This is a genomic window from Inhella sp. (genome assembly GCF_041912635.1).
GTDB lineage: Bacteria > Pseudomonadota > Gammaproteobacteria > Burkholderiales > Burkholderiaceae_C > Inhella.
In genome coordinates, this window is sequence record NZ_JAYRMO010000033.1 from 21791 (window position 1) to 46388 (window position 24598).

Below are 24598 nucleotides of genomic sequence, written 5' to 3' on the forward strand. Positions count from 1 at the left end.
GACGATCTCCTGAGGGGCTTCAATTCGCCGGATCTTTCGCGTGATCCACATTGATCATCCAGCGCAGGCCGAAGCGGTCCTGCAGCACACCCCAATAGGCGCCCCAGAACATGTCGGCCATCGGGCAGTCGGCCTTGCCGCCTTCGCTGAGCGCGGCATACAGGCGGTCGGCCTCGGCGCGGCTGTCGGGCTCCAGGTTCAGGGTGATGTGGTTGCCGGGCTCGTACTTGCCACAGCCCGGGCCTTCGATGACATCGGTGCCCATGATGACGTGGCCGCCCAGGATGGGCAGGGCCACGTGCAGGATCTTCTGCTGGTCGGCGGCCGACATCTCGGGCTGGCCCGGCTGCGCCGGCATGCTGCCGAAGCGCACCGGCGGCACTTCGTACTCGGTGCCGAATACCTGCTTGTAGAGCGCGAAGGCGGCCTCGGTGGTGCCGGGGTAGTTCAGATAGGTGCTGACGCGGGACATGGGTTCACTCCTTGAGGGGCTTGTGGGTGACGACGAACGGGAACCCGGCATTTCGACATCAGCCGGTCGGCGCCGACCCGATCAGCGGCATGGGCTTCGCTCAATGCTCCCCCAGCGCTCGCAGGCGTTCCTCCAGCAGCCGGCGCTCCGCCTCGTTGTCGGTCCACGCCATCGCCTGGTGCAATGCGGCAGCGGCCTCGGCCGGGCGCCCCAGCTTGATCAGCAGGTCCGCGTGCACGCTGGGCAGCCAGGGGTAGCCCTGCAGCGCGGCCTGGCCCACCAAACCTTCCACCAGGGGCAGGGCCGCGCCCGGGCCCATTCCAGGTCCGCTCGCCATGCCCACGGCCACGGCGCGGTTCAGGGCCACCACCGGGTTGCCGGGCTGCAGGGCCAGCAACTCGTCGTAGCCGGCCACGATGGCGGCCCAGTCCGTGTCCACCGCCCGCGCCGCGCGCGCATGGCAGGCTGCAATGGCGGCCTGCAGCGTGAACGAACCCGGCGCCGGCAGGCCCTGCGCACGCGCCAGCGCAGCCAGGCCGCGGCGGATCAGCAACGGGTCCCAGCGACGGCGGTCCTGCTCCAGCAGCAGCACCGGTTTGCCAGCGCCGTCCAGGCGCGCGCCCAGGCGCGAGGCCTGGATCTCCATCAGCGCCTGCAGGCCGCAGGCCTCGGCCGCATCGGGGCAGAGCGCGGCCAGCATGCGCGTCAGGCGCAGGGCCTCGTGGCAGAGCTCGGGGCGCATCCAGTCCGGCCCGGCCGTGGCGGTGTAGCCCTCGTTGAACATCAGGTAGAGCACGGTCAGCACCTGGGCCAGGCGCTGGTCGCGTTCGGCCGCATCGGGCAGTTCGAAGCGCGCATCCAGCTTCTCCAGCTGGGCCTTGGCGCGGCTGATGCGCTGCGCCACCGTGGCCTCCTTGGCGCGCAGCGCGCGGCCAATCTCTGCCGTCGTCAGCCCACAGACCAACCTCAAGGTCAGTGCCCACTGCGCCTCGCGCGCCAGGCCGGGGTGGCAGGCGATGAAGAGCAGCTTGAGCACGTCATCCCCGAGCGGATCGGCCTCGTCGGCCAGCAGGATGTCCAGCGTGTCGGGGGCCAGCATGTCGCGCCTTGCGTCCATGTCCTCACCCAGCGCGCCCTGCTCGCGCGCCGCCATCTGGCCGTGGCGCAGGCGGTCGAGTGCGCGGTGCTTGGCGGTGGTCATCAGCCAGGCGCCCGGGTTGCGCGGCAGGCCATCTGAGGGCCAGCGCTCCAGCGCGGCCAGCAAGGCGTCCTGCGCGCAGTCCTCGGCCAGGGCCAGGTCGTGCGTCAGGCGGGTCAGCGCGCCGACGATCTTGGCCGACTCCAGGCGCCAGACGGCCGTGACTGCCAGCGCGGCATCGCTCATCCGCCGCGACGGATTTCGGCCAGCTGCTCACGCAACTGGCGCTCGGCCTCCTCGGGCGGGCAGTCCATCACTTCGCCGAACAGCGGCCGCACCTCGATCGCGCACTCCTGGCCCGGAAAGGGCGAGGGGAAGCGCCGCGCCCAGGCCAGCGCCTCGTCGCGCGAGCGCACCTCAATCAGGGTGTAGCCCGCGATCAACTCCTTGGCCTCGGCAAACGGCCCGTCGATCACTGTCGGCTCGCCCTGCGCCGTGTAGCGCACCCGGAAGCCCTGGCTGGAGGGCTGCAGCCCGGCGCCATCCAGCAGCACGCCGGCCTTGGCCATCTCGTCGTGGAAGGCCAGCATGCGCGTCACCAGCGTCGGGTCATCGGGGAACTCGCCGGCCTCGCTGCTGGGGGTGGCGCGGACTTGGATCATGTAGCGGGGCATGGGGGGCTCCTGTCGTGGAGTTGTGTGGGGTACGACGGATGGGGTGGGGTGAATTCGACGGCTCGCTTATGCGAGCTCATCAGTGATGTAACCACCAGCGCATTGAGCCCGTGGAGAGCCCTTTATTTGGCACCCGGGCTCAAGAAATCGCTGACTTAATCAGTGCAGATGGATCCGCCGCAGGATTGCGCCAGTCAGCTCGGCTTGGGTGGGTCACTGTCGCCACTTTGATGCCCTCAGCCGTCACGTGAACCCGAGAAGTCCACTTGCGCCTGTTGATTTCCTGAAACTCAGCGATCTGCGTCACCGCTCCTAGGCGATTCCTCACGTACCGCCCAGCCGTCGTTCCCAAGCACAAGATGACCCTCGGCCGCAGCTTGGAAATAACGTTGTGATGGAACGGCCAGCATTCGTTCGCCAGTTCGTCGAATTCTTCTGCCAAGTCCGCCTCAGAACGGGAGCGAACAAACACCAGATTACTGCTGGGGACTGCTTCAGCCGGCAATCCCAACTGACCAAGCATGTGGAGCACTTGAGGTGCCATCCCAAATGTGCCGGGCCGGTGCCCTTCCCACGACTCACTGCGATAGGCACTCCAGTTTGCGGGCAAGGTATGAAAGACACGTTCCGAATGGGAACCAATAGTCTCCTGTTGGTGCTCATCAGGATGTCCTCCGGGGTTCACACCAACGATGTAAAGAGCTGCAGGTCGTTCGAAGGCCGACCGCCCAGAGTAGAAGACCTTTCCTGAACGCCCATGCAGATGCGCTGGCACTACCTCAAAGAACGATTCGATTAAGGAAGAAGAAGGCTTCATGGCACTTGGCTCACAGGTCTAAAGCGAAAGCTTGTTGCGTACTAGGAAACACGCTACTGGACGGGCGGAGCACTGCACTTAGCCCGCGGTCAGATCAACTCCACCTGCCCGCCATAGGCCAATAGTTGCTCATCCGCCGTCAACAGCCGCATCGGCTCAGCCATGGCCTGCGCCACCAGCAGCCGATCAAACGGATCTCGCTGATTCCAGGGCAACCCGCCCAACTGCAAGGCATGCTGGCCCAAGATCAGGGCGCCAGGGCCGGGCGCCAGGGCCAAGTCTTTCATGTTGCACAACAGAGGACCAAGACACCCCCCCAACAGATAAACCAGCACCATCAGCGCGCCCTATTTCATCCAGTTCTCGACCTGCAGCCCCTTTACACGCCCGAAGTCCTTGCTGTTGTTCGTCACCACCACCGCCCCCAGCGCACGCGCATGTGCAGCGATCATCAGGTCGGCCGCGCCGAGCTGTGCGCCGCGCTTCTTGAGGTCGAGCCGGATCTCGGCGTAGTGCGGCGCCGCTTCCTGGGGCCAGTCCAGCACCGCCAGATGCAGCGCCAGACTGTCCAGCACCCGCTGGTTCTGTTTGCGCTTGGCACTGGCGGAGGCCAACACGCCGTAGCTCAGCTCCGCATAGCTCACGGCGGACATCACCTGCTGCTGCAGCGGCACGCTCTGCACCTTGGCCGCGAGTGCGGGCGACTCGCCGCGCAGCAGGAAGATGCAGGTGTCGGTGTCGAGCATGTAGAGCGGCAGCATCAAAACTTGCGCTCCTGCAGCGGCAGGCGCTCGGCCATGAAGTCGGCCGAGACCTTAAGGCCCGCGGCAAAGAAGCCCGACCAGTCGCTGGGGCGCGGCGTCAGGATGACGCTCTCACCTTCTTTGCGGATGTACACCTCGCGCACCGCCTCAGGAAAGCGGAACTCCAGCGGCATGGTGACCACCTGGGTGCGGTTGTTCCAGCCGACGCGGGCGGTCGGGCGAGTGGGCGGGTCTTGCTTGGTCGTCATGCGATCCAGCATAGGTTGCCGTTTGCCATATGGCAAGCCATCTATTAACTGGCCGCTCTTGCCCCAGTTGGGTTGGCGATCTCGGTCTCACTGAAGCCCTGAGTGGCTGAATCCCCTGGGACGGAGCGGCCCGGCGGCTTCACCAATCTGCGCAGAATGCCTACACACCCCTGCGAGGCCACCCCATGTGCCGCAACATCCGCACCCTCTTCAACTTCGAACCCCCAGCCACCGAGCTGGAGATCCGCGATGCCGCGCTGCAATTTGTGCGCAAGCTCAGCGGTTTCAACGTGCCGTCCAAGGCCAACGAGGCGGCCTTCGAGCGGGCGGTGGAACAGGTGGCGGCGAGCACGCGGGAGCTGATGGTGGCGCTGGTCAGCAACGCCGAGCCGCGCAACCGCGAGGTCGAGGCCGCCAAGGCCAAGGCGCGCTCGGTGGCGCGCTTCGGCCCGGCGGGCTGAGCACCAGAACGCTCAGGCCGGGGATCCGGCCGGCGCGTCGCGCAGCCGCCGCAGCGGCGTGAACAGCCCCAGTGCCACCAAGCCGAGCAGGGCCACGCCACTGAAGGTGAACAGCGCTTGCGGCCCCCACAAGGCCAGGCCAGCCCCGGCGGCAGCCGCGGCCAGCGGGGCGATGCCCATGAACAGGAACATGAACAGGCCCATGGCGCGGCCCAGCATGGCGGGCGGCACACGCTGCTGCATCCAGGTGTAGACGGCCACCTGCACGAAGCCGGCCAGGGCCCCCAGCGGCGCCAGCAGCAGCACGCCCTGCCAGGCGGCGTGGATATGGCCGAAGGGCAGGAACACGCAGCCGGCGATGGCATCGATCAGCAGCACCGTGGCGCCCAGATTGCCCAGGCCAAAGCGGCGGCGCAGGCCGGACAGCGCCATGCCCACCAGCACGCCACCGCCATGGCCGGCCAGCAGCAGACCCAGGGCCGCGGCGCCGCCCGGCAGCTGCTGCTGCGCCAGCACCGGCAGCGCCACCTGGATGGGGCCGCCGACGAAGAAGCCGATGGCGGCGAAGTACAGGCAGAGCGTGCGCAGCTCGACATCGTTCCAGCAGTGGCGCAGGGCCTCGGCAATGGCGGCGCCCACCGGTGCGCCGCCGGTCTGGGGCCGGCTGAGCAGGCGCACCTGGCGCAGCGTCCAGCTGGAGACGAGAAAGCTCAGCGCGTCGAAGCCGAAGGCCAGACCCAGCCCGCGCGCGTCCTGCACGCCGGCAGCACCGGGCTCTGCCAGCAGCGCGATCAGGCCGCCGGCCAGCAGCGGGCCGATGAGCACGCTGAACTGGCGCAGTGCCATCAGGCTGCCATTGGCCGCGCGCAGCAGCGGCGCCGGCAGGCTGAGCGGCAGGATGGAGCTGGCGGCCGGGTAGCTGAAGGCGGTGGTCAGGCCGATCGCCAGCGCCAGCGCGTAGACCATCCACAGCTGCAGCGCCCCGCAGAGCACCAGCAGCGCCAGCAGGCCCACCCACAGGGCGTTGAGCAGCTTGGTGAGCAGCAGCACGCGCTGCGGCGAGTGGCGGTCCACCAATGCGCCGCCCACCAGGATGAAGGCCGCGCGCGGCAGGCCCATCACCGCCAGCACCAGGCCCAGCACCAGCGGGTCGCCGGTCAGACGCAGCACCAGCCAGGGCAAGGCGATCAGGGTGAACTGGTCGCCCAGCATGGAGAGCAGGCCGCCGCCGAGCAGCCAGCGGAAGTTGGCGTTGGCGAACAGGCGTGGCGGGGCCTCCGGCGCGGGGCCGGATCGTGGGGCTTCGGGGGTCATGGGCTGGGGGTGGCGGTGGGGGGCAGGGACTGGCGCAGATAGGCCAGCAGTTGCGGGGTCACGCCGGTCTGGCGTTGCAGCTCGCCGTCCTGGGCGTACATGGCCTGGACCTTGGCGCGGAAGGCGGGCTGGTCGCCGATGAAGAGCTGGGCCAGCTCGCGCCAGCGCAGTGCGATGCGTGTGACTTCGGGGTCGCTGGGCGGCGTGCCGCCGTCCATCAGCGCCTGGGCGCGCCGGATCAGCGCGGGCCACTCGGCCTCCAGCGCCTCGATCTTCTGCTCGCCCAGCTGGGCGCGGCGGCGCGCCAGCACGGTCAGCTCGGCCTCGCTGAAGTGCTGCTCCATCAGGCGCATCAGGCTCATGGCGCTGAGCAGGTGCTCGCTCAGGCCCTCCTCGTCTTCATGCGCCTGCTTGGCCACATGGCGCAGCGCGCGCAGCACGCGCTGGCGGCGGTGGATCTCGCCCTCCACCTGCGCGATCTGGCGCTCCAGCACCTCGCGCAGCGGCGGGCTGTCGGCCTGCAGCAGGGCGGCGATGTCCTTCAGCGCCAGACCGGACTGGCGGTAAGCCAGCACGCGGTGCAGGCGGCGCACATCGGCGGCGTTGTAGAGCCGGTAGCCGGCCTCGCTGCGCCCCGAGGGCACGAGCAGGCCGAGCTGTTCGTAGTGGTGCAGGGTGCGGACGGTCAGTCCGGCCTTCTTGGCGAGTTCGCCGACGGTGTAGTCCATGAGCGGGGCGGTGAGCGAGCCCGGATCATGGAGCCTGACGCCGCGTGAGGGTCAAGCCCCTTTCGGCACCTTTCAGCCGCGTTCGATGCGCAGATGCGTGGCGCGCTCGCCGGGCACCACCTCGGCCAGCCGATAGCCCAGCGCCGGCAGATCGAGCCCGGCCCACAGCGGCTCGCCCTGGCCCAGCAGCACGGGGGATTGGGCGATGTGCAGGCGGTCGATCAGGCCGGCCTGCAGGTACTGGCGCAAGGTGGCCGCACCGCCGCCGATGCGCACATCGCGCCCGGCCGCCGCCGCACGCGCCTGCTGCAGCGCGGCCTCGAAGCCCTGGGTGACGAAGTGGAAAACGGTGCCGCCCTGCATCTCCAGGCTGGGCCGCGCATGGTGGGTGAGCACGAACACCGGCACGCCATAGGGCGGGGTGTCGCCCCACCAGCCGCGCCAGCTCTCGTCCGCCCAGGGCCCGCGCAGCGGGCTGAACATATTGCGGCCGAGGATCCAGGCGCCGAGGTTCTCGAAGCCGCGCGCGGCAAAGCCTTCGTCCACGCCGGTTTCGCCGTCGGGCTGGTCGAGCACGCGGCTGCGGAAGCTGCGCGTGGGGAAGAGCCAGGCGGCCAGTTGCTCGCCGCCGCGGCCGAGCGGGTGCTCCAGGCTCTGGGCCGGGCCGGCGCCGAAGCCATCGGCGGAAATGGAATAGCAATCGACGCGGATCTGGGTCATGGCGGCGCTCCGGGTTCAGCGGATTTCGGGGGTGGGCAGGCGTTCCAGCCGGCCCTTGCGGCGCACCAGGTTCTTGTAGTCCCACTGGATGCGCGCGGCCTTGTCGAGCCAGCGCCGCAGCGTTTCGGGGTCCACCTCGCTCCAGGCCTTGAAGAACACCGAGGCGTCCTTGAATTTGGCCCCCAGAACGTTCAGCGCCGGCTCGTCGAAATCGGCGCCGCTCCAGAACATCAGGCGGATGCCGGGCTTCTGCAGGCTGTAGCCAACGATGGGGTTGCCGGCCAGGAACCAGACCGGATGGCCGTGCCAGACCTTGTTCTCGGCGCCGGGCAGCTGGGCGTCGATCGCCAGGGCCAGGCTTTCACACAGCCTTCGCTGGATCTCGGGAAGTCTTGCGTGGTACGCGGCGGTGTCGACATGCATGGCGGGGCTTCGGTTCGGGTACGACGATCCAGGCCCGCCGGTTTCGACATGCGTCAGGTGAAACAGGGACCGAGCGCCCGCACTTCCACCGTGGCCCAGGCCGCGGCCGGGCATTCAGCGGCGATCTGCAGGGCCTGCTCGCGGCTGACGTTTTGCAGCAGGAAGATGCCGCCCACCAGTTCCTTGGCCTCGATGAAGGGGCCATCCAGCACCTCCACGCCGGCGCCCTGGCGGCGCACGCGGGTCTGCTCGGTGCTCAGGGCCTGGGTCATGACGAGCTGGCCGCGCGCCTTCAGCTGTTCCGCAAAGGCCAGCATGGCGGCATAGGCGGCCTGGCCGCCTTCCAGGCCTCGCTCGGCGCGCTGGCCATGGTCTTCCAGGATGACGAGGGCGTAGCTCATGAGCGGCCGGGTTCGGGTTGCACGCGAATCAGATCGAGCGGAAAGCGCCGCCCGGCTTCGTAGTCATCGAGCCCGCGCAGCATCAGCGGCGAGCGCAGCTCGTGTGGGCGGGCGCGGATCTCGGCGGCGCTGAGCAGCAGGGTTTCGATGATGGGTTCATCGAGCTGCTCGCGCTCCACCGCGCCCACGGTGCCGACGAAGGCGATGCGCAGGAAGCGCACCGGCTCGCCGTCGGTGAAGCGGGTGTCGCTCAGGTAGAAGCCCAGGATGGCCTCGGGCCGGAAGGGCCGGCCGGTCTCTTCGAGCACCTCGCGGCAGACGGCCTGCAGCGGGTCTTCATCGGCTTCCAGATGACCGGCGGCGTTGTTGATGCGGATGCCGTCGCGCGAAGTCAGTTCGCGCACCCAGAGCAGCTTGCCCTCGTGTTCGATGTAGGCGGCGACGGTGACATTGGGCTTCCAGCGTGCGGACATATCAAGTTCTGAAGACGGCGACGGAGGCGGCGACCCGAGTGGCCTGCTCGCTGAGGCTTTCGGCCGCAGCGGCCGACTGCTCGACCAGCGCGGCATTCTGCTGCGTCACCTGATCGAGCTGGGTGACGGCGTCGTTCACATGGCCGATGCCCGAGCTCTGCTCGCTGGTGGCGGCACTGATCTCGCCAATGATGTCGGTGACACGCTGCACGCTGTCGACGATCTCCTGCATGGTGGCGCCGGCCTCGCCCACCAGCTTGCTGCCGGCCTCCACGCGCTCGACGCTGCTGCCGATCAAGGTCTTGATCTCCTTGGCGGCCTCGGCGCTGCGCTGGGCCAGCAGGCGCACCTCGCCAGCCACCACCGCAAAGCCGCGGCCCTGCTCACCGGCGCGCGCGGCCTCCACCGCGGCATTCAGCGCCAGGATGTTGGTCTGGAAGGCGATGCCGTCGATGGTGCCGATGATGTCGGCAATGCGGCGCGAGCTGTCGTTGATGGCGCCCATGGTCTCGACGACCTGGTGCACCACGCTGCCGCCGCGCCGCGCCACCTGGGCGGCGCTGCCGGCGAGCTGATTGGCCTGGGCGGCGGAGTCGGCCGCGTGGCGGGCGGTGGCGGTGATCTCTTCAAGCGAGCTGGCGGTCTGCTGCAGATTGCTGGCGGCCTGTTCGGTGCGCTGCGACAGGTCGTGGCTGCCGCTGGCGATTTCGTGCGAGGCGGTGTTGATGCCATCGGTGCCGGCGCGGATCTCGCCCACCAGGCCGCGCAGGCGGCGCTGCATCTGCTCCAGGCTGCGCAGCATCTCGGCCAGTTCATCGGCGCCCTCGGCCACCACGTCCAGCGTCAGGTCGCCGTTGGCAATCGCTTCAGTGTTGCGGCGCGCGGCCTGCAGCGGGCCGGTGACGGAACGGGTGATGAGCCAGCCCGCGCCGAAGGCCACGGCCAGGCAGACCACCAGCATCAGCACCAGCACGGTCTGGGCAAAGGCCTTGTCGGCGGCGGCGCGCTCGGTGGCGGCCTGGGCCTGTTCGCGCTGGTGGGCGACGAAGGCCTCCAGCGCCTTCACATAGCCCTGCACGGCCGGCAGCATCTCGGTGTCGATCTTCTGCTGCCCGCCCTCCAGGTCGCCGCCCTTGAGCTGGTCGAAGATCTGGTTGCGCTTGGCGATGTAGCCCTTGCGGCGCTCGGCGATCTCAGCCATCAGTGCCTTGCCGCGCTCGCTGCTGACCGCCGTTTCGATGCCCTTCTGGATCTCGCTGATGGTGGCCGTGGTGGCCTTGACCAGCGGGTCGAAATGCTGGACGACCGCCTCGCCATAGCCGGACTTGGCGATCGCCAGTGCGCGGTTGGCGTTCAGCTCGGTGTTCTTCATCCAGGCCTCGGCCAGGGCGGCGCGACGCTCCAGCTCCAGCACCTCCTGCTTGGCGGCCTCCATGCGGTTCAGGCGCTGGATCGCCACCCCGAGGCTGAGCGCCAACAGCAGCGCCATCAAGCCGAAACCCAGGCCGAGGCGCTGGCCCACGCGCATGCGGTTCAGGATCATCTTGGTCTCCCCTGCGGCGGCAAGCCGCCGGCCCAGCCTAGCGCGCCGCCCCGGGCCGCGCCAGAGGGCGGCCCCGTGGCACACGGACGCGACATCAGGCTGGAATCCCCACGAAGACTCGTCAAACGGCGCGTGTAAGCTGCGGCGCCCCTTGCGAGGAGAAGCGCATGCTGATTGGAGTCCCGCGTGAAAGCGCGGCGGGAGAGACCCGGGTGGCAGTGACCCCGGAAACCGCCAAGAAGTACAAGGCTGCCGGACACACGGTGCGGGTGGAGCGCGGCGCCGGCCTGGCCGCGGCCTGCACCGATGCCGCCTATGAGGCCGTGGGCTGCGAGCTCACCGATGCCGCTGGCGCCCTGGGCGCCGAGCTGGTGCTGAAGGTGCAGCGCCCGAATGCCGGCGAGCTGGCGCTGATGAAGAGCGGCAGCGTGCTGGTGGGCATGCTCAACCCCTTTGACGCCGAAGGCCTGCAGGCCATTGCCCAGGCCGGCCTGACCGCCTTCGCGCTCGAAGCCGCGCCGCGCACCACGCGTGCGCAGAGCATGGACGTGCTGAGTTCCCAAGCCAACCTGGCCGGCTACAAGGCCGTGCTGATGGCGGCCAACCATTACCCCAAGCTGTTCCCGATGCTGATGACGGCAGCCGGCACCATCAAGGCCGCGCGCGTCGTCATCCTGGGCGTGGGCGTGGCCGGTCTGCAAGCCATCGCCACCGCCAAACGCCTGGGCGCGGTGATCGAGGCATCGGACGTGCGGCCCTCGGTGAAGGAGCAGGTCGAGTCGCTCGGCGCCAAGTTCATCGAGGTGCCTTACGAGACGGCCGAGGAAAAGGAAGCCGCCGAGGGCGTGGGCGGCTACGCCAAGCCCATGCCGCCGAGCTGGCTGGCGCGCCAGGCGGTGGAGGTGGCCAAACGCGTGGCCGCGGCCGATGTGGTGATCAGCACCGCGCTGATCCCCGGCCGCCCGGCACCCACGCTGGTGAGCGAGGAGATGGTCAAGAGCATGAAGCCCGGCTCGGTGATCGTCGACATCGCCGCCGGCCGCGGCCCCGGTGGCGTGGGCGGCAACTGCCCGCTCACGGTCGCCAACCAGACCGTGCAGGTGCATGGCGTGACGATCATTGGCGAGACCAACATCCCCGCCACCGTGGCCGCCGACAGCTCGGCGCTCTACGCCCGCAACGTGCTGGACTTCCTCAAGCTCGTCATCGACAAGGAAGCCAAGTTCACCCTGCCCACGGACGACGACATCGTCACCGCCTGCCTGATGGCCCAGGGCGGCGAGGTCAAGAGGAAATAAGCCATGGACGCCGTATCCCCCACCCTGATCAACCTGATCATCTTCGTGCTCGCCATCTACGTGGGCTACCACGTGGTCTGGAACGTCACGCCCGCGCTGCACACGCCGCTGATGGCGGTGACCAATGCGATCTCGGCCATCGTCATCGTCGGCGCCATGCTGGCCGCAGCGCTGACCGAAACCAACCTCGGCAAGTTCATGGGCACGCTGGCCGTGGCCCTGGCGGCGGTGAACGTGTTCGGCGGCTTTCTGGTGACGCGCCGCATGCTGGAGATGTTCAAGAAGAAGGACAAGAAGCCGGCAGCAAAAGCGGAGGGTCATTGAGATGTCGATGAACCTCGTCACCCTGATGTACCTGATCGCCTCGGTCTGCTTCATCCAGGCGCTCAAGGGGCTTTCGCACCCCACCACGTCGATCCGCGGCAATCTGTTCGGCATGGTCGGCATGGCCATCGCCAGCATCACCACGGCCGCGCTGATCGGCACGCTGGCCAAGCAGCTCGGCGCGGCCAATGAATGGTTCGGCCTGAGCTATGTGCTGGTGGGCCTGCTGATTGGCGGCGGCCTGGGCGCCTACATGGCGAACAAGGTCGAGATGACCAAGATGCCCGAGCTGGTGGCCTTCATGCACAGCATGATCGGCCTGGCGGCGGTGGCCATCGCCGTGGCCGCGGTGGCTGAGCCCTATGCGCTGATCCCCGGCCTGGCCAAGGGTGCCGCCATCCCGATGGGCAACCGACTGGAGCTGTGCCTGGGCGCGGCCATCGGCGCCATCACCTTCAGCGGTTCGGTGATCGCCTTCGGCAAGCTCAGCGGCAAGTACAAGTTCCGCCTGTTCCAGGGCGCGCCGGTGCAGTTCAGCGGCCAGCACGCGCTCAATGCCGTGCTGGGCCTGGCCATGTTGGGCCTGATCGGCTACTTCATGGCCAGCGAGAACTGGAACGCCTTCATGGCCGTGTGCGTGCTGGCCTTCGTGCTGGGCGTGCTGATCATCATCCCCATCGGCGGCGCCGACATGCCGGTGGTGGTCTCGATGCTGAACAGCTACTCCGGCTGGGCCGCGGCCGGCATCGGCTTCTCCTTGGGCAACAGCATGCTGATCATTGCCGGCTCGCTGGTGGGCAGTTCGGGCGCGATCCTGAGCTACATCATGTGCAAGGCCATGAACCGCAGCTTCTTCAGCGTCATCCTGGGTGGCTTCGGCGGCGAGACCGCCACGGCCCAGGGCGCGCAGCAGCAGCGCAATGTGAAGAGCGGCAGCGCCGACGACGCCGCCTTCATCCTCGGCAATGCCGAGACCGTCGTCATCGTGCCCGGCTACGGCCTGGCCGTGGCGCGCGCCCAGCATGCAGTGAAGGAACTGGCCGAGAAGCTCACGCACAAGGGCATCACCGTCAAGTACGCCATCCACCCGGTGGCCGGCCGCATGCCCGGCCACATGAACGTGCTGCTGGCCGAGGCCGAGGTGCCCTACGACCAGGTGTTCGAGATGGAAGACATCAACGGCGAGTTCGGCCAGGTGGACGTGGCCATCGTGCTGGGTGCCAACGACGTCGTGAACCCCGCCGCCATGGTCAAGGGCTCGCCCATTTACGGCATGCCCATCTTGGAGGCCTACAAGGCCAAGACCATCATCGTCAACAAGCGCTCGATGGCGGCCGGCTACGCCGGCCTGGACAACGAACTCTTCTACATGGACAAGACCATGATGGTGTTCGGCGACGCGAAGAAGGTCGTCGAGGACATGGTGAAGGCGGTGGAGTGAGCACTCCGCCTTGACCCCGTGAAGGGCGCCCCCGGGCGCCCTTTTTCATGGTTTGGCCGCGCGTCTCAGCGCAGCAGCCCGTGCAGGTTCAACAGGCCCAGCAGCGCGAGCGCCGCCACCGCCAGCAGGGCACCGGTCTTCAGCGCGCGAGAGGCCATCAGGGCGGCGATGACGCTGAGGGTCAGGATGGCGGCAAGCAGGTAGGAAGTCTTCATGGCGGGAAGTGGAACGCCGGGCGACGGGGCGCCGAGGTGGTGGGGCGCGGATCATCCCCAAGCCAGGCCGCGACGCCGCGGCTCCGCACGCGCCGGCTGCGCCAAACCGCACACCGCGGCCGGGCTTGCGGGCCGCCCGGGCCCTGCCCCTGCGCGGGCACAGCCGCGGTGGGGTGAGCACAATGGGCCCTCGCCGCTCCGCTTCGCCCGTGCCCCTGTCGCCCCCCCTGCCCCATCGCTCTGCCTTCCTGCTGGATGACGGCAAGCTGCCGCGCTTCCTGGTGCTGTCGGCGCTGCTGCATCTGTGGCTGGTGCTGAGCATCGGCACCCAGCCCGGGCCCAACGAAACGGGGCAAGGCGGCTGGGGCGACCTGGAAGTGGTGACCCTGGGCCGTGGCGAGCCCGGCCCCGGCCAGACCACGCCGGCGCCGCCTGCGCTCCAGGCCGGCCCGCCGGGCGACGCCAAGACCACCCGCCACGGCGGCCGCCTGCGCGCGCCCGACCCCAGCACCCCGAACGGCCCGGGCGCGGCCCAGCTCGGCACCTGGAAGCCGCAGGAACTGCCGCCGGACCCGAGCCGCCCCGACACCGACAGCGCCGGCACCCGCGGCGATGGCGACCGCGACCTGCCCGCGCCTCCCCCTGTGCCCACCCCACCCGCGCCCAGCGCGGCACCGGCACCGCCCACGCACAGCCCCCCCGAGGCCCCGGCACCGGCCCCCGTGCTGGCGCTGCCGCAGGAGGCCTTGCCCGCACCCCGTGCCAGCCGCGCCGCACCGCTGAGCGAACGGATCGCCGCGCCGGCACCGAGCCCCAGCGCCGAGCTGCAGGCCCGCCCCGCCGCCGTGGAACTGCCCACGCCCAGCGCCGAGCCCAAGGCAGCAGCGGAAGCGGAGCCGGAAGCAGAACCGGAAGCAGAGCCAGTAGCGCCAGCGCTGCGCACCCTGCAGATGCCCAGCGAGACCGGGCCCCGCCCGGCGCTCTCGGCCCGCCGCAGCAGCCCGCTCACGGTCCCCGCTGCCGCGGCCCGGGCCGCCAGCGCCCCCCCCGCCGCGCTGGTGGCGCCGGTCGCCAAGGGCCTGCCCGCGCTGGCCACCCTGGTGCCGCCCACCCCGACCGCCCGCCTGGAAGCCGCGCGCCCCACGGCCGCCGCTGCCTTGCCCAGCCCGCCCGCGCTGGAGCTGCCCGCGCCCACCCTGGCCACCGAGCGCCCGAACCCAGCACGCCCGGCCGCGCGCGCGGCGGCCATCGAACCCCTGGCCGCCCAGGCGCTGGCGGCCCCGGTGGTCGCCCCCGAACGCCTGCTCACGCCCGCACTGGAACCCGCCGCGCCCGTGCTGCGCCCACGCAGCGCGCCCCTGCCCGCGCCCACGGCCTTGCCCGCAACCCCCACGCTGGCCAGCCCCGCGCCGTTGGCCGCACCGGAACCCAGCAGCCTGCCGGCCACCAGCGCACCGAGCTCAACCAACCCAACCACACCCAACAGCCCCCCGCCCGCCCGCGAGCCCGGCGCGGCCGACCCGCGCGCGCCCCAGGCCAGCAGCACACCGGCCAGCCCGATGAGCCGCGGCGACCCGCAGGGTCAGCCCCTGCCCGGCCAGCGCGCCTCGCCTGGCTCACCCAATGCCGGCCCGCAGCTCGGGCATGACGTGGCCACCGCCCCGTCCGCCCCGGCCAGCGCGGTGCCCACGCCGCTGAACCTCAACCTGCCCAGCCGCAGCGGCCCGCTGCTGCGTCAGGGCAGCAGCCTGATCCAGATCCTGCCCGGCGTGCCCGACACGCGCAGCAAGATGGAGAAGGCCATCGACGAGGCGAATCGCGAGGACTGCCGCAAGGCCCATGCCGACAAGGGCCTGCTGGGTGCGGCCGCGCTGGCCGCGGATGCCTTGCGTGGCAAGGGCTGCAAGTGGTGAGCGGGGAGATTCGGCGCGGCGGGTGCCTGCGGGCGCGCAGTGGTGCGTGGGGTGCCTTCAGCAAGACCGCTCGGGGCTTCACGACTGGGGGCACGAGGCCAGCCTCAAGCCATCCGCTCCCCCCGCCCGCAAACCTCAATCAACTGCGCCAACCGCCGCGCCCGCGTCTCGGCCCGCTTGGCCGAGCAGATGCGGTGCAGCATCTGGTTGCGGTACCCCGGCGGGCAGGATTCGAAGTAGGCCCAGGCGGCCGGCGCCGCGCGGAATTGCCGCTGCTCGGCAAGGCTGAGTTCCGCCGGCTGCTCGCGCTCGAAGGCATAGACGCGTTGCTTGCTCGGGTCGCGTGCCTGGTACACGGCCAGGCCTGCGGGCTGCATGCGGCCCGCCGCGATCAGGGCCTCGACCTTGGCCAGGTTGACGGCACTCCAGATGGAGCCGGGGCGGCGCGGCGTGAAGCGGATCTGGTATCGCTGTTCGTCAATGCGTTTGCGCACGCCGTCGATCCAACCAACGCAAAGCGCCTCATCGACCGACTCCGACCAGCCCATGCTGGGCCGGCCGCTGTCGACCTTCCAGTAGCCGACGAGCAGTTCGGGCGCAGTCGCCGCATGCTGCGCCAGCCAGGCGCGAAAGGCAGCGGCACCATCAAAGAACAGCGGCTCGGTCAGGGGCGTGTCGGACATCGTCGGTGGTCCTGAGGGTTCGGCGACCAGCGCAGATCTCGCCTTGCATGCATCGGCACTCAGGCCGCCGCGGGTGGCCCAAATTCCAGGGCTTCAAAGCCATGCAGCGCGGCCAGCGCCGCCGCGTGGTTCGGGTAGATATCCACATTAAAGGGTGCGCAGTCGGAAGCGGCGATGAGCATCAGTGCACCCAATCTCGACTCCAACAAGACTCCGGCACGTACCAGGGCGTGCGACACGACCTGCGGGCCCACAGGGCCACGCCCCGCATGGTGGGTGCAGGTCTCCGAGCCCAGGCTGGTGCCGCTGGCGTCACGCTCCAGCCACTCGTGGCGCCAGAGCGGCACAGCTCGCACCACATCAAAGGGAGGCGCCAGTGCGCGCCAGTCGGCCTCCCGCGCCTGCGCGCAATGCAGCTGAAGCGGGAAAACCTCGAATCGAGGGCCTGGCCACTGCGAGTCGCTAGAGAAGACGACGACCGAATCCGGTGCGCCCTGCAGCATGACCTCAGGGTGCCAATAGCCCTCCGGATGGGCATAGGCCTCGAGGCGGGCGCCAAACAAGGGCCTCAAGTCGAGCGGAGTGCAATGCTCCGTCGGCGCCACCTCCTGCGCCAAGTGGTCTGCCGGCTTGTCTTCGGCCATGGTCCTGCACCTCAGCTGGTCTTGAACTGCGCCGGGTCGTAGAAGAACTGCTCCTCGACGATGCGCTCGCCCTCCCAGCGCTGGTAGGCCAGCTCCTCGAAGCGCTGACGGCGGCCGTCGAGTTGCTCGAACTCGAAGATCCAGCGGATCACCACCTGGTCGGCGTGGACGAAGACCGGGTGCACGCATTCGGATCGCACCGAACGCGGCCGGCCAGGGCGCGGCGCTCGCTTTCGATCAGCAGCTCACGGCCCTGGCGCGCGGGCTCGAAGTTCTCGCGCATCGAGGCCTGTTCGACATAGAACTCTTCGACGGCTTCGGCTTGGGGCATGGGTGGTGGCCTGCGATAGCAGGGTCAGGCGGCGGCCAGACGGAAGACATCGCGTTCGCAGCCGTCCGGAAAGGTCTGGCGGCGCACCTTCACGCCGCCCAGACGCTCGATCAGGCCGCGCGCGGCCAGGTTGTCGTCGGCGCAATAGGTCTCGACCTCGGGCCAGGCCCAGACCTCGCGCGCATGGGCAATGGCAGCCTGCGAGGCCTCCTGGGCCAGGCCCTGGCCGCGCGCCTCGGGCAGCAGCCACCAGGTCAGCTCGCGCGGCCAACCCAGGCCCTGCCAAAAGCCGCAGACACCGAGCAGGGCTGCGTCCGCGCGCCGCTGCAGCACCCAGACGCCAAAGCCCTGCAGCTCCCAGACGCCGCGGTCAAAGGCCAGGCGCGCCCAGGCATTCGCCGGCGTCAGTGGGCCGCCATAGAAGCACGAGGCCTCGGCGTCGGTGTAAAAGCGCTCATAGAGCGCGGCGCAGTCGGCGCCAGGCAGGCGCAGCAGCAAGCGTTCGGTCTGCAGCATGGGTGGCGGGAAATCTGGAAGCTCAGGGCCGCGCAGTGTGCCGCGCCGGCCGGCCGAACCGCGATCAGGCGTCCGGGTAGAGCCGCATGACCGCTTCCTAGGACTGCGCCACCAGCTCGCGCAGCACCTGCAGATCCACATCGACCAGGCGCCGGATGGACAGGCTGGATTTGCCCATCTGGTGCTTGCCCAGGCGCGTCTGCAGTTCGGCCTGGCCTGGGGCCTCGGGCAGCAGGTAGACGGCGATGTCGGGCGAACGCGAGGCGAGGCGAAGATCTCACCGCCATGGCCACGGGCGTAGCGGTAGCGGTAACGCCCGACAGCCTCCTAGGGCCCCACATCACCGGCTCGTGGCCGGTGAGTTCGCGCATCAAGGCAAACCAGAGTCGCGCAGTCGGCGCGGCGCGCGGGGCTTTTCAGCTGCGCCAGGTGGTCGGCCACGGCAACGGCGGGGGCCTGGGTCTGGATCTCAGGCATCGGTGGGCGCGGGCAGGATCTCCAACCCCAGGCTTTCAAGCCGCTGGCGGCTGCGCTCGGGGTCGGCACCGGGGCCCAGACGCAGCGGGAAGGTTTCGCCGCGCAGGCAGCGCTGGGTCAGCGCGCTGGCTTCGGCCGAGCTGCAGCGGAACACAACCTGCAGTTCGCGCTCCAGCACGGCCGCGCTGACGCCGCGCGGGCCGCGGCGCAATTGCAGCAGCTGCGCCGCCTGGGCCTCGAAGCGGGCCAAGTGCTCCTCAAGACTGCGGCCGGGCGAACCGAGCGAGATGCGCCCGCTGGCGCGCTCCACCAGCACATGCACGCGGCGCGGGCCGGCTGAGGGTGCTTCGGCTGCTTCGGTCTGCTCGGGGCCAGGCGGCCACTCCAGGCTGAAGGCCCAGCCCCAGCTGCGTTCCAGCGGCGGCGCTTCCACCAGTTGCAGCGGGCCGCGGTCCGTGCCGGACTGGGCGTCGATCTGTTCGGCCAAGGCCAGCACGGCCAGGCGGGCTTGTTCGGGCGTCATGTCAGGCTTGTAGCAGGCCCGCGCGCGGTGGACCTGCGGTCTTGCCCGCCCACCCCCTCAGCTGTGGACTCAGGTGCGGAACATGGCCATCGCCGTCACCAGCTGCTGGGCCTGCTGGCGCAGGCTCTCGGCCGCCGCCGCGCTCTGCTCCACCAGCGCCGCGTTCTGCTGCGTGCTCTGGTCCATCTGCACGATGCTCTGGCCCACCTGGCTGACGCCGCTGCTCTGCTCGGCGCTGGCGTTGGAGATCTCGCCGACGATGGCGCTGACGCGCTGGATCGATTCAACGATCTCCTGCATGGTGTGGCCGGCGCGGTCGGCCAGCTCGGTGCCCTGCTCCACGCGCTCGACATTGGCGCCGATGAGGCTCTTGATCTCGCGCGCGGCTTCAGCGCTGCGCTGGGCCAGCACGCGCACCTCGCTGGCCACCACCGCGAAGCCGCGCCCGGCCTCGCCAGCGCGCGCCGCTTCCACCGCCGCATTCAGCGCCAGGATGTTGGTCTGGAAGGCGATGCCGTCGATCACCGAGGTGATGTCGGCGATCTTGCGCGAACTCTCATTGATGCCGCGCATGGTGTCCACCACCTGGCTGACGACCGCCCCGCCGCGGGCGGCGACATCGCTGGCGCCGCTGGCGAGCTGGTTGGCGGTGGCGGCACTCTCGGCATTGGTGCGCACGGTGCTGCCCAGCTGTTCCATGGTGCTGGCGGTGCATTGCAGGGAGCTGGCCTGCAGCTCGGTGCGGCGCGAAAGATCCTGGTTGCCGCTGGCGATTTCCTGCGTGGCGGTGGCCATCGAATCGACCGCCGCGCGCACCTGCTGCACGCGCTCGCGCAGGGCCTGGGCCATCAGCTCCAGATGGCCCAGCACATGGGCGTCGTGGGCATCGCCCTGGTTGCGCAGGTCGCCTTCGGTGAGGGCCTGCACGCGCTCCAGCACGGCCACCGGGCTGCCGCCCAAGCGCTTGACGGTGAGGTGCGCGCGCCGCACCGACCAGGCCATGGCCGCCCCCAGCGCCAGCATGGCGGCCACGAGCAGGATCAGCCAGTTGCGCTCGCGCGCGCTGGCGGTGTCGATGGCGTTCTGCGTGCGCTCGTCCAGCAGGCGCTGGAACTCGGCCACCGGGCCCATGATCTTGGCCTTCTCGGAGTGATAGGCCGCGTCGTGCATCATCTTCAGCGCCGTGGCCGGGTCGGGCTCGCCGGTCTTGCTGAAGCCGCCGGCGCCATCGGCAAAGCGGCCCTTGACCATGTTCATCGCGATGGTCTCGGTGCTCACCAGGCCATCGGAATTGGCCTGCGCCTGGCGCAGCTGGGCGAACTCGGCCTCGCTGAAGCCGGCGCGCTTCATCAGCTCCTGCAGCGGCACGGCCTCTTCGGTGCCGCCGGCGGGGGTTTGATCGGCGGCGCGGAAATCCCAGTAGATGCGCTCGTAATGCTTGGGGCGCGGCAGCTTGCCGTTGCGGATGTCGAGGATCTCGAAGTACTGGCGCTCCCACTTGGCATCGCCGGTGGCCACGTAGGTGCGGGCCAGGCGGGTCAGGTCGTCGCTGCTTTGGCGCAGCTCGTCGGCGAGCAGGAAGCTGGCATAGCGGTTGCGGTAGGCATCGCGCACCGCCTGGTTGGCCTGCAGCAGGCCGAAAAGGGCGATCACCAGGGCCAGGACGGCCACGCCGATGGCGATCAGAGGGGTGTTGCTGGACTCACGTGCGTTCATGTGAAACGGTCGGTGAACAGGGGAGCCGCAGCGTAGGAAGCTGTGCCGCCCCTGCCTATCCGCCAAGAGGATGAAGGCGCAGGTAGCGCTCGAACTCGCTGGCCGGCAGTGCCTTGCTGTACAGCCAGCCCTGGCCCTGCAGCACGCCCAGGCGGATCAACAGCTGGCGCTGCGCCTCGGTCTCGACACCCTCGGCAATCACCCCGAGGCCGAGCGAGTCCGCCATGCCGACGATGGCGCGCACCAGCGCGCGGTCGCGCGTCTCGGTTTCAAGCTCATGCACGAAGCTGCGGTCGATCTTGAGCCGGTTCAGCGGCAGCAGTTTGAGCGTGGCCAGCGAGGAGTAGCCGGTGCCGAAGTCGTCCAGCGCCAGGCGCACGCCCAGGGTCTGCAGCAGGCGCAGGCGCTCGGGGGCGCCCTCGGTGGCCTGCAGGGCGCTCTCGGTCAGTTCGAGCTCCAGCTGCTCGGGCGCCAGGCCATGCAGTTGCAGGGCCGCCCGCACCTGATTGATGAAGCCCTCATCGCGCAACTGCAGGGCCGAGACGTTCAGCCCCAGGCGCCCCACGGCCAGGCCGCGGCGCTGCCAGTCGCGCCATTGGCGCAGCGCCTGCTCCAGCACCCATTGGCCCAGCTCGCCGATCAGGCCGCTGTCCTCGGCGACGGGAATGAAGCGGTCCGGCGGCACCGTGCCGAGCGGCGGCGAATGCCAGCGCAGCAAGGCCTCGGCGCCCAGCAGGGCGCCGTTGCGCAGGTCCACCTGGGGCTGCCAGGCCAGGCTGAACTCCTGCGCCGCGATGGCCGTGCGCAGGCCCTGCTCGATCTGCATGCGGCTTTGCGCGCGCGCGGCCAGGTCAGCCGTGTAGAAGGCGTAGCGGTTGCGGCCGCGACCCTTGGCGGCGTACATGGCGCTGTCGGCGGCCTTGATGAGCGCATCGCCATCGCCCGCATGGGCCGGGTAAAGCGCAATGCCCACGCTGGCCGAGACGCGCACGGTCTCGCCCTTGGGCGCCGGCACCGGCAGGCGCACCTGCTCCAGCAGCTTGCCGGCCAGCAGCGCGGCGGTCTCGGGCTGATCCAGCCGGGCCAGGATGACGAACTCGTCCCCACCCAGGCGCACCGCCTCGTCGTCCACGCGCAGGCAGGACTGCAGGCGCTGGGCGATGGTGATGAGCAGCTGGTCGCCCGCGGCGTGGCCGAGGGTGTCGTTGATGAGCTTGAAGCCGTCCAGGTCCAGGAAGAGCATGGCGAAGCCGGCCCCCTCGTCCTCCATCCACTGGCGCAGGCTGTCGTCGAGCTGATTGCGGTTACCCAGGCCGGTGAGCGGGTCGTGAAAGGCCAAGTGGTGCACCCGGCTTTCGGCGCGGCGCAGGGCGGAGATGTCGGAGAAGCTCAGCACGCGGTGCGTCAGCACGCCCAGCGGGTTGCGCACCGCCGCGAGCTGCTCCCAGGCGGGGAAGAGCGTGCCATCGCGGCGCTGGCAGACCACCTCGGCCTGCAGGGGCTCGGCCACGCGCCCGCCCGCGGGCAGCAGGCCGCGATCACTGCTGCGGCGCGCGTGCAGGAACTCGTCGGGGTGGCGGCCCTGCACCTCGGGGCCGGCCCAGCCGGTGAGGGCGCAAAAGGCCGGGTTGGCAGAGAGCACGCGGCCCTCGCGGTCCAGCACCAGGATGGCCTCGGCGGCGGACTCGAACACCACCGCGGCCTGGCGCAGCAGGCCTTCGGTGCGCACCTGCTCGCTAACGTCGCGGAACACGCCGATCACGCGGCCCTCGTCGGCCAGGTGGGCGGCGTGAATCTCTAGCCAGAGCGCGGGCTCGGTGGCGCCGTCCCAGCGCGTCACCAGGTGCAGGCTGGCCTGCGGGCGATCGAGCAGGCCGCGCACCTGCTCGCGCACCTCGGCCTGCAGGCCGGCAATGAAGTCCTGCGGCTGCAGGCTGAAGCCGCGCAGGCCCTCGCCCTGGGCGCCCCGGGCGGCGCCGTCCACCACGGCCAGCTCCTGGCCGGGCTGCAGCTCCAGCACGCCCATCTGCGCCGCCTTCAGGGCCAGTCGCAGCCGGCGCTCGGCGCGCACCACGCGCTGCTCGGCCGCGTGGCGGGCCAGGGCCATGCGGATGGTGGCGTTGAGCTCGCGCAGCTCAATCGGCTTGAGCAGGTAGCCGTAAGGCGCGGTGGCACCGGCGCGGCGCAGGGTCTCGGGCTCGGCGTAGGCGGTCAGGTAGATGACCGGCGCGCCCTGCTCGCGCCGGATGGACTCGGCGGCGCGGATGCCGTCGCCGCCGCGGCCGAGGTTGATGTCCATCAGCACCAGGTCGGGGCACTGGGTCTGGGCGTTGCGCAGCGCATCGGCCTCGGAGGCGGCGACACCGGCCACGTCGTAGCCCAGGGCTTCGAGGTTGAGCTTCAGGTCCTGCGCCACGATGCGTTCGTCCTCCACCACCAGGATGCGCGGGCGTTCGGTTTCAAGCATGGCCACTCTCCTCGACCGGGGGCAGGGGGAACTCGAAGGCGATGCGCGTGCCCGGCCCTTCGAACAAGGTGAATTCGGCCTCCAGCTGGTCGGCCAGCAAGGGCAGCAGCTGAAAGCCGAGCGAGCCGCCCTGGCCCGGGCGCACGCCCGGCGGCAGGCCGACGCCGTTGTCCTGCAGCTCCAGCTGCACGCGGCGCTGCGGCGTGCAGGCGGCGCGCAGGTGCACGCGGCCGCCGCGGCCGTCCGGAAAGGCGTGCTTGAAGCAGTTGGTCAGCAGCTCATTGACCATCAGCGCGCAGGGCACGGCCTGCTGCAGATCGATGCGCAGGCCCTGCTCTGGGGCGTCGATGCGCAGCTCGACGGATTGGCCCTGGCGCGCAAAGGTATCGTGCAGCAGCTGTGTGAGCCGGCGCAGGTAGGGCCCGAGTTCCAGCGCGGAAAAGTCGTTCAGCTCGTACAGCAGCTGGTGGGTGAGCGCCATCGCCATCACACGGCGCTGGCTGTCGCGCAGCGCCGCCTGGGTGCCGGCATCGGCATGGCGGCTTTGCAGGCTGAGCAGGCTGGCAATGATCTGCAGGTTGTTCTTGACGCGGTGATGCACCTCCTGCAGCAGCACGGTCTTCTCGTGCAGCGCGGCCTGGATCTGCGCCTGCGCGCGCAGGCGCTCGCCGATGTCGGAGACGGTGATGAGCACCAGCGGGTCCTCGGCCGAGGGCACGGGGTTGAGCGCCACCTCGATCTGCACGGGGCTGCCGTCGCCGCGCCGCCCCACCACATGGCGCTTGCCGGCCATGGCGCGGGCCTCGGGGGCGCGCAGGAAGCTGCGCATCAGGCCCTCGTGGCGCGCGCGGTCGCCTTCGCCCACCAGGTCGGCCACCGGGCGGCCGAGCAGCTCGGCCTCGGTGTAGCCGAACAGGCGCGCCAGGCTGCGGTTCACCAGGCTGAGCCGGCCTTGCGGGTCCACCAGGGCCAGCCCGTCAGGGGCGGTCTCGAACACGGAGCGGAAGCGCGCCTCGGAGCTGACGCGGTCGGACACGTCGATCGCCGAGGGCACCAGCTGCACCACCTCGCCGGCCTCGTTGCGCAGGGGCGCGAGCATGAAGTCGATGGTCATGCGCGAGTCGTCCTTCATGCGCACCAGCAGGTCGCGGCGCACCGACTCACCGCCGCGCGCACGCTGCACCGCCTCGCGCAACCAGGCCTGCAACTCGGCGTCGTGACTCCACCAGTAGGTATCCCAGAAGGGCTTGCCCAGCACATCCTCGGCGCGGATGCCGGCGGCCTCGAGCGGCGCGCGGTTCGCCTCCACCAGCACGCCGTCGGCATCGAGCACGCCGACGAAGGCGAACAGGCTGTCCAGCACCTGGCGCAGATGCGCTTCGCTGCGCCGCATGGCGTGGTCGGCCCGGCGCTGCGCAGTCACGTTCACGGCCTGCACCAGCACGCCCAGCACCGCGCCATCGGCGCCCCGCACGGGCAGGTAGCTGGCCTCCCATTCGGAGAGCTCGCCGGGCCGGCTGGGCACCTCGATCTGCACCTGGAAATTGCGCAGCTCGGCCCCTTCGTCCAGCACGGCGCGCAGGCGCGGCTCCAGCGTGGGAAAGGCCTCGGGCAGCACCTCGGCCACCGAGCGGCCACGCGCCTGCTCGCTGCTGACGCCGTTGAAGGCCGCCAGCGCCGGGTTCAGCACCACATAGCGCAGCTCGCGGTCCAGCAGGGCCAGGCCGACCGGCAGATCCGCCGCGAACAAGGCCCGCAGGCCGGCGTCCAGAAGGCTCTCGGCCTCCTCTGCTTCGTGCATTCTTCTGCTCCCTGGCTGGCACGCCAGGGCGAGCTTATGGGCGAGACCCGCGCCGCCGCCAATCCCCCAATTT

At 70.1% G+C, this 24598-nt stretch carries 29 protein-coding genes; 5 read left to right on the forward strand and 24 right to left on the reverse strand.

All coding sequences use genetic code 11. The features are described from left to right. Positions 1-19 precede the first annotated feature (19 nt). From ACE3QP_RS17410 to vapB, 7 genes are all read right to left on the reverse strand, one after another. Positions 20-472 carry a VOC family protein gene (locus tag ACE3QP_RS17410; RefSeq protein WP_374437756.1) on the reverse strand — a complete coding sequence of 151 codons (453 nt, stop codon included), beginning with the start codon at positions 470-472 and terminating at the stop codon, positions 20-22. A gap of 100 nt (positions 473-572) precedes the next feature. Continuing rightward, positions 573-1856: an RNA polymerase sigma factor gene (locus tag ACE3QP_RS17415; RefSeq protein WP_374437757.1), complete on the reverse strand. Its 1284-nt coding sequence runs from the start codon at positions 1854-1856 to the stop codon at positions 573-575. Beyond that, entirely contained in the window at positions 1853-2284 is a 432-nt protein-coding gene (locus tag ACE3QP_RS17420) for a YciI family protein (protein WP_374437758.1), read from the reverse strand. Before ACE3QP_RS17420 ends, ACE3QP_RS17415 begins: the two co-directional genes overlap by 4 nt. A gap of 139 nt (positions 2285-2423) precedes the next feature. Further along, the gene (locus ACE3QP_RS17425) at positions 2424-3101 is read right to left on the reverse strand and encodes a uracil-DNA glycosylase family protein (protein WP_374437759.1); all 678 of its coding nucleotides are present in this window, start codon (positions 3099-3101) and stop codon (positions 2424-2426) included. Between the two features lie 89 nt (positions 3102-3190). Further along, a complete protein-coding gene (locus ACE3QP_RS17430) occupies positions 3191-3439 on the reverse strand; it encodes a hypothetical protein (RefSeq protein ID WP_374437760.1) in 249 nt (82 codons plus the stop codon). 9 nt (positions 3440-3448) lie between these two features. Then, on the reverse strand, positions 3449-3862 hold the full coding sequence (locus ACE3QP_RS17435) for a type II toxin-antitoxin system VapC family toxin (protein ID WP_374437761.1): 414 nt from the start codon (positions 3860-3862) through the stop codon (positions 3449-3451). Next, the gene (vapB, locus tag ACE3QP_RS17440; protein ID WP_374437762.1) at positions 3862-4113 is read right to left on the reverse strand and encodes a type II toxin-antitoxin system VapB family antitoxin; all 252 of its coding nucleotides are present in this window, start codon (positions 4111-4113) and stop codon (positions 3862-3864) included. The genes ACE3QP_RS17435 and vapB overlap by 1 nt, the downstream gene beginning before the upstream one ends. 185 nt (positions 4114-4298) lie before the next feature. Here vapB and ACE3QP_RS17445 point away from each other — a divergent pair, with 185 nt between their 5' ends. Further along, positions 4299-4574: a DUF2277 domain-containing protein gene (locus ACE3QP_RS17445; protein WP_374437763.1), complete on the forward strand. Its 276-nt coding sequence runs from the start codon at positions 4299-4301 to the stop codon at positions 4572-4574. A gap of 12 nt (positions 4575-4586) precedes the next feature. On the opposite strand, the gene ACE3QP_RS17450 is transcribed toward ACE3QP_RS17445, so the two are convergent. From ACE3QP_RS17450 to ACE3QP_RS17480, 7 genes are all read right to left on the reverse strand, one after another. Continuing rightward, positions 4587-5888, reverse strand: coding sequence for an MFS transporter (locus ACE3QP_RS17450; protein WP_374437764.1), 1302 nt, complete (start codon positions 5886-5888; stop codon positions 4587-4589). Continuing rightward, positions 5885-6616, reverse strand: coding sequence for a MerR family transcriptional regulator (locus tag ACE3QP_RS17455; protein WP_374437765.1), 732 nt, complete (start codon positions 6614-6616; stop codon positions 5885-5887). The genes ACE3QP_RS17450 and ACE3QP_RS17455 overlap by 4 nt, the downstream gene beginning before the upstream one ends. Positions 6617-6688: 72 nt before the next feature. Beyond that, positions 6689-7336 carry a dihydrofolate reductase family protein gene (locus ACE3QP_RS17460; RefSeq protein WP_374437766.1) on the reverse strand — a complete coding sequence of 216 codons (648 nt, stop codon included), beginning with the start codon at positions 7334-7336 and terminating at the stop codon, positions 6689-6691. 15 nt (positions 7337-7351) lie between these two features. Next, positions 7352-7759: a DUF1801 domain-containing protein gene (locus ACE3QP_RS17465; RefSeq protein ID WP_374437767.1), complete on the reverse strand. Its 408-nt coding sequence runs from the start codon at positions 7757-7759 to the stop codon at positions 7352-7354. Positions 7760-7812: 53 nt separating this feature from the next. Then, positions 7813-8160, reverse strand: a complete 348-nt coding sequence (locus tag ACE3QP_RS17470; protein ID WP_374437768.1) for a YciI family protein — start codon at positions 8158-8160, stop codon at positions 7813-7815. Continuing rightward, a complete protein-coding gene (locus ACE3QP_RS17475) occupies positions 8157-8633 on the reverse strand; it encodes an NUDIX domain-containing protein (RefSeq protein ID WP_374437769.1) in 477 nt (158 codons plus the stop codon). Before ACE3QP_RS17475 ends, ACE3QP_RS17470 begins: the two co-directional genes overlap by 4 nt. A 1-nt stretch (position 8634) precedes the next feature. Next, a complete protein-coding gene (locus ACE3QP_RS17480; protein WP_374437770.1) occupies positions 8635-10176 on the reverse strand; it encodes a methyl-accepting chemotaxis protein in 1542 nt (513 codons plus the stop codon). A gap of 167 nt (positions 10177-10343) precedes the next feature. Between ACE3QP_RS17480 and ACE3QP_RS17485 the strand changes: the two genes are divergently transcribed. The 3 genes from ACE3QP_RS17485 to ACE3QP_RS17495 are packed head-to-tail and all read left to right on the forward strand — an operon-like array spanning position 10344 to position 13239. Further along, entirely contained in the window at positions 10344-11474 is a 1131-nt protein-coding gene (locus ACE3QP_RS17485; RefSeq protein ID WP_374437771.1) for an NAD(P) transhydrogenase subunit alpha, read from the forward strand. A gap of 3 nt (positions 11475-11477) precedes the next feature. Next, positions 11478-11798 carry an NAD(P) transhydrogenase subunit alpha gene (locus ACE3QP_RS17490; RefSeq protein WP_374437772.1) on the forward strand — a complete coding sequence of 107 codons (321 nt, stop codon included), beginning with the start codon at positions 11478-11480 and terminating at the stop codon, positions 11796-11798. 1 nt (position 11799) lies between these two features. Further along, on the forward strand, positions 11800-13239 hold the full coding sequence (locus ACE3QP_RS17495; protein WP_374437773.1) for an NAD(P)(+) transhydrogenase (Re/Si-specific) subunit beta: 1440 nt from the start codon (positions 11800-11802) through the stop codon (positions 13237-13239). Positions 13240-13304: 65 nt separating this feature from the next. On the opposite strand, the gene ACE3QP_RS17500 is transcribed toward ACE3QP_RS17495, so the two are convergent. Next, positions 13305-13454: a hypothetical protein gene (locus ACE3QP_RS17500; protein ID WP_198113138.1), complete on the reverse strand. Its 150-nt coding sequence runs from the start codon at positions 13452-13454 to the stop codon at positions 13305-13307. Between the two features lie 209 nt (positions 13455-13663). Between ACE3QP_RS17500 and ACE3QP_RS17505 the strand changes: the two genes are divergently transcribed. Continuing rightward, on the forward strand, positions 13664-15367 hold the full coding sequence (locus ACE3QP_RS17505; RefSeq protein WP_374437774.1) for a hypothetical protein: 1704 nt from the start codon (positions 13664-13666) through the stop codon (positions 15365-15367). Positions 15368-15471: 104 nt separating this feature from the next. Here ACE3QP_RS17505 and ACE3QP_RS17510 read toward each other — a convergent pair whose 3' ends face one another. The 9 genes from ACE3QP_RS17510 to ACE3QP_RS17550 all read right to left on the reverse strand — a co-directional run bounded on the left by ACE3QP_RS17510 (position 15472) and on the right by ACE3QP_RS17550 (position 24525). Beyond that, positions 15472-16050: a YdeI family protein gene (locus tag ACE3QP_RS17510; protein WP_374437775.1), complete on the reverse strand. Its 579-nt coding sequence runs from the start codon at positions 16048-16050 to the stop codon at positions 15472-15474. 59 nt (positions 16051-16109) lie between these two features. Then, on the reverse strand, positions 16110-16694 hold the full coding sequence (locus ACE3QP_RS17515) for a hypothetical protein (RefSeq protein ID WP_374437776.1): 585 nt from the start codon (positions 16692-16694) through the stop codon (positions 16110-16112). An 11-nt stretch (positions 16695-16705) separates the two neighbouring features. Next, on the reverse strand, positions 16706-16894 hold the full coding sequence (locus ACE3QP_RS17520) for a hypothetical protein (RefSeq protein WP_374437777.1): 189 nt from the start codon (positions 16892-16894) through the stop codon (positions 16706-16708). Next, entirely contained in the window at positions 16843-17025 is a 183-nt protein-coding gene (locus tag ACE3QP_RS17525; protein WP_374437778.1) for a hypothetical protein, read from the reverse strand. The genes ACE3QP_RS17520 and ACE3QP_RS17525 overlap by 52 nt, the downstream gene beginning before the upstream one ends. Positions 17026-17049: 24 nt before the next feature. Next, positions 17050-17541 (reverse strand): GNAT family N-acetyltransferase, encoded by a 492-nt coding sequence (locus tag ACE3QP_RS17530; protein ID WP_374437779.1) that lies wholly within the window; start codon positions 17539-17541, stop codon positions 17050-17052. A gap of 469 nt (positions 17542-18010) precedes the next feature. Beyond that, positions 18011-18541, reverse strand: coding sequence for a hypothetical protein (locus tag ACE3QP_RS17535; RefSeq protein WP_374437780.1), 531 nt, complete (start codon positions 18539-18541; stop codon positions 18011-18013). Positions 18542-18610: 69 nt separating this feature from the next. Then, positions 18611-20257: a methyl-accepting chemotaxis protein gene (locus ACE3QP_RS17540; protein WP_374437781.1), complete on the reverse strand. Its 1647-nt coding sequence runs from the start codon at positions 20255-20257 to the stop codon at positions 18611-18613. Between the two features lie 55 nt (positions 20258-20312). Further along, positions 20313-22724 (reverse strand): EAL domain-containing protein, encoded by a 2412-nt coding sequence (locus ACE3QP_RS17545; RefSeq protein ID WP_374437782.1) that lies wholly within the window; start codon positions 22722-22724, stop codon positions 20313-20315. After that, positions 22717-24525, reverse strand: a complete 1809-nt coding sequence (locus tag ACE3QP_RS17550) for a PAS domain S-box protein (RefSeq protein ID WP_374437783.1) — start codon at positions 24523-24525, stop codon at positions 22717-22719. Before ACE3QP_RS17550 ends, ACE3QP_RS17545 begins: the two co-directional genes overlap by 8 nt. Positions 24526-24598 lie beyond the last annotated feature (73 nt).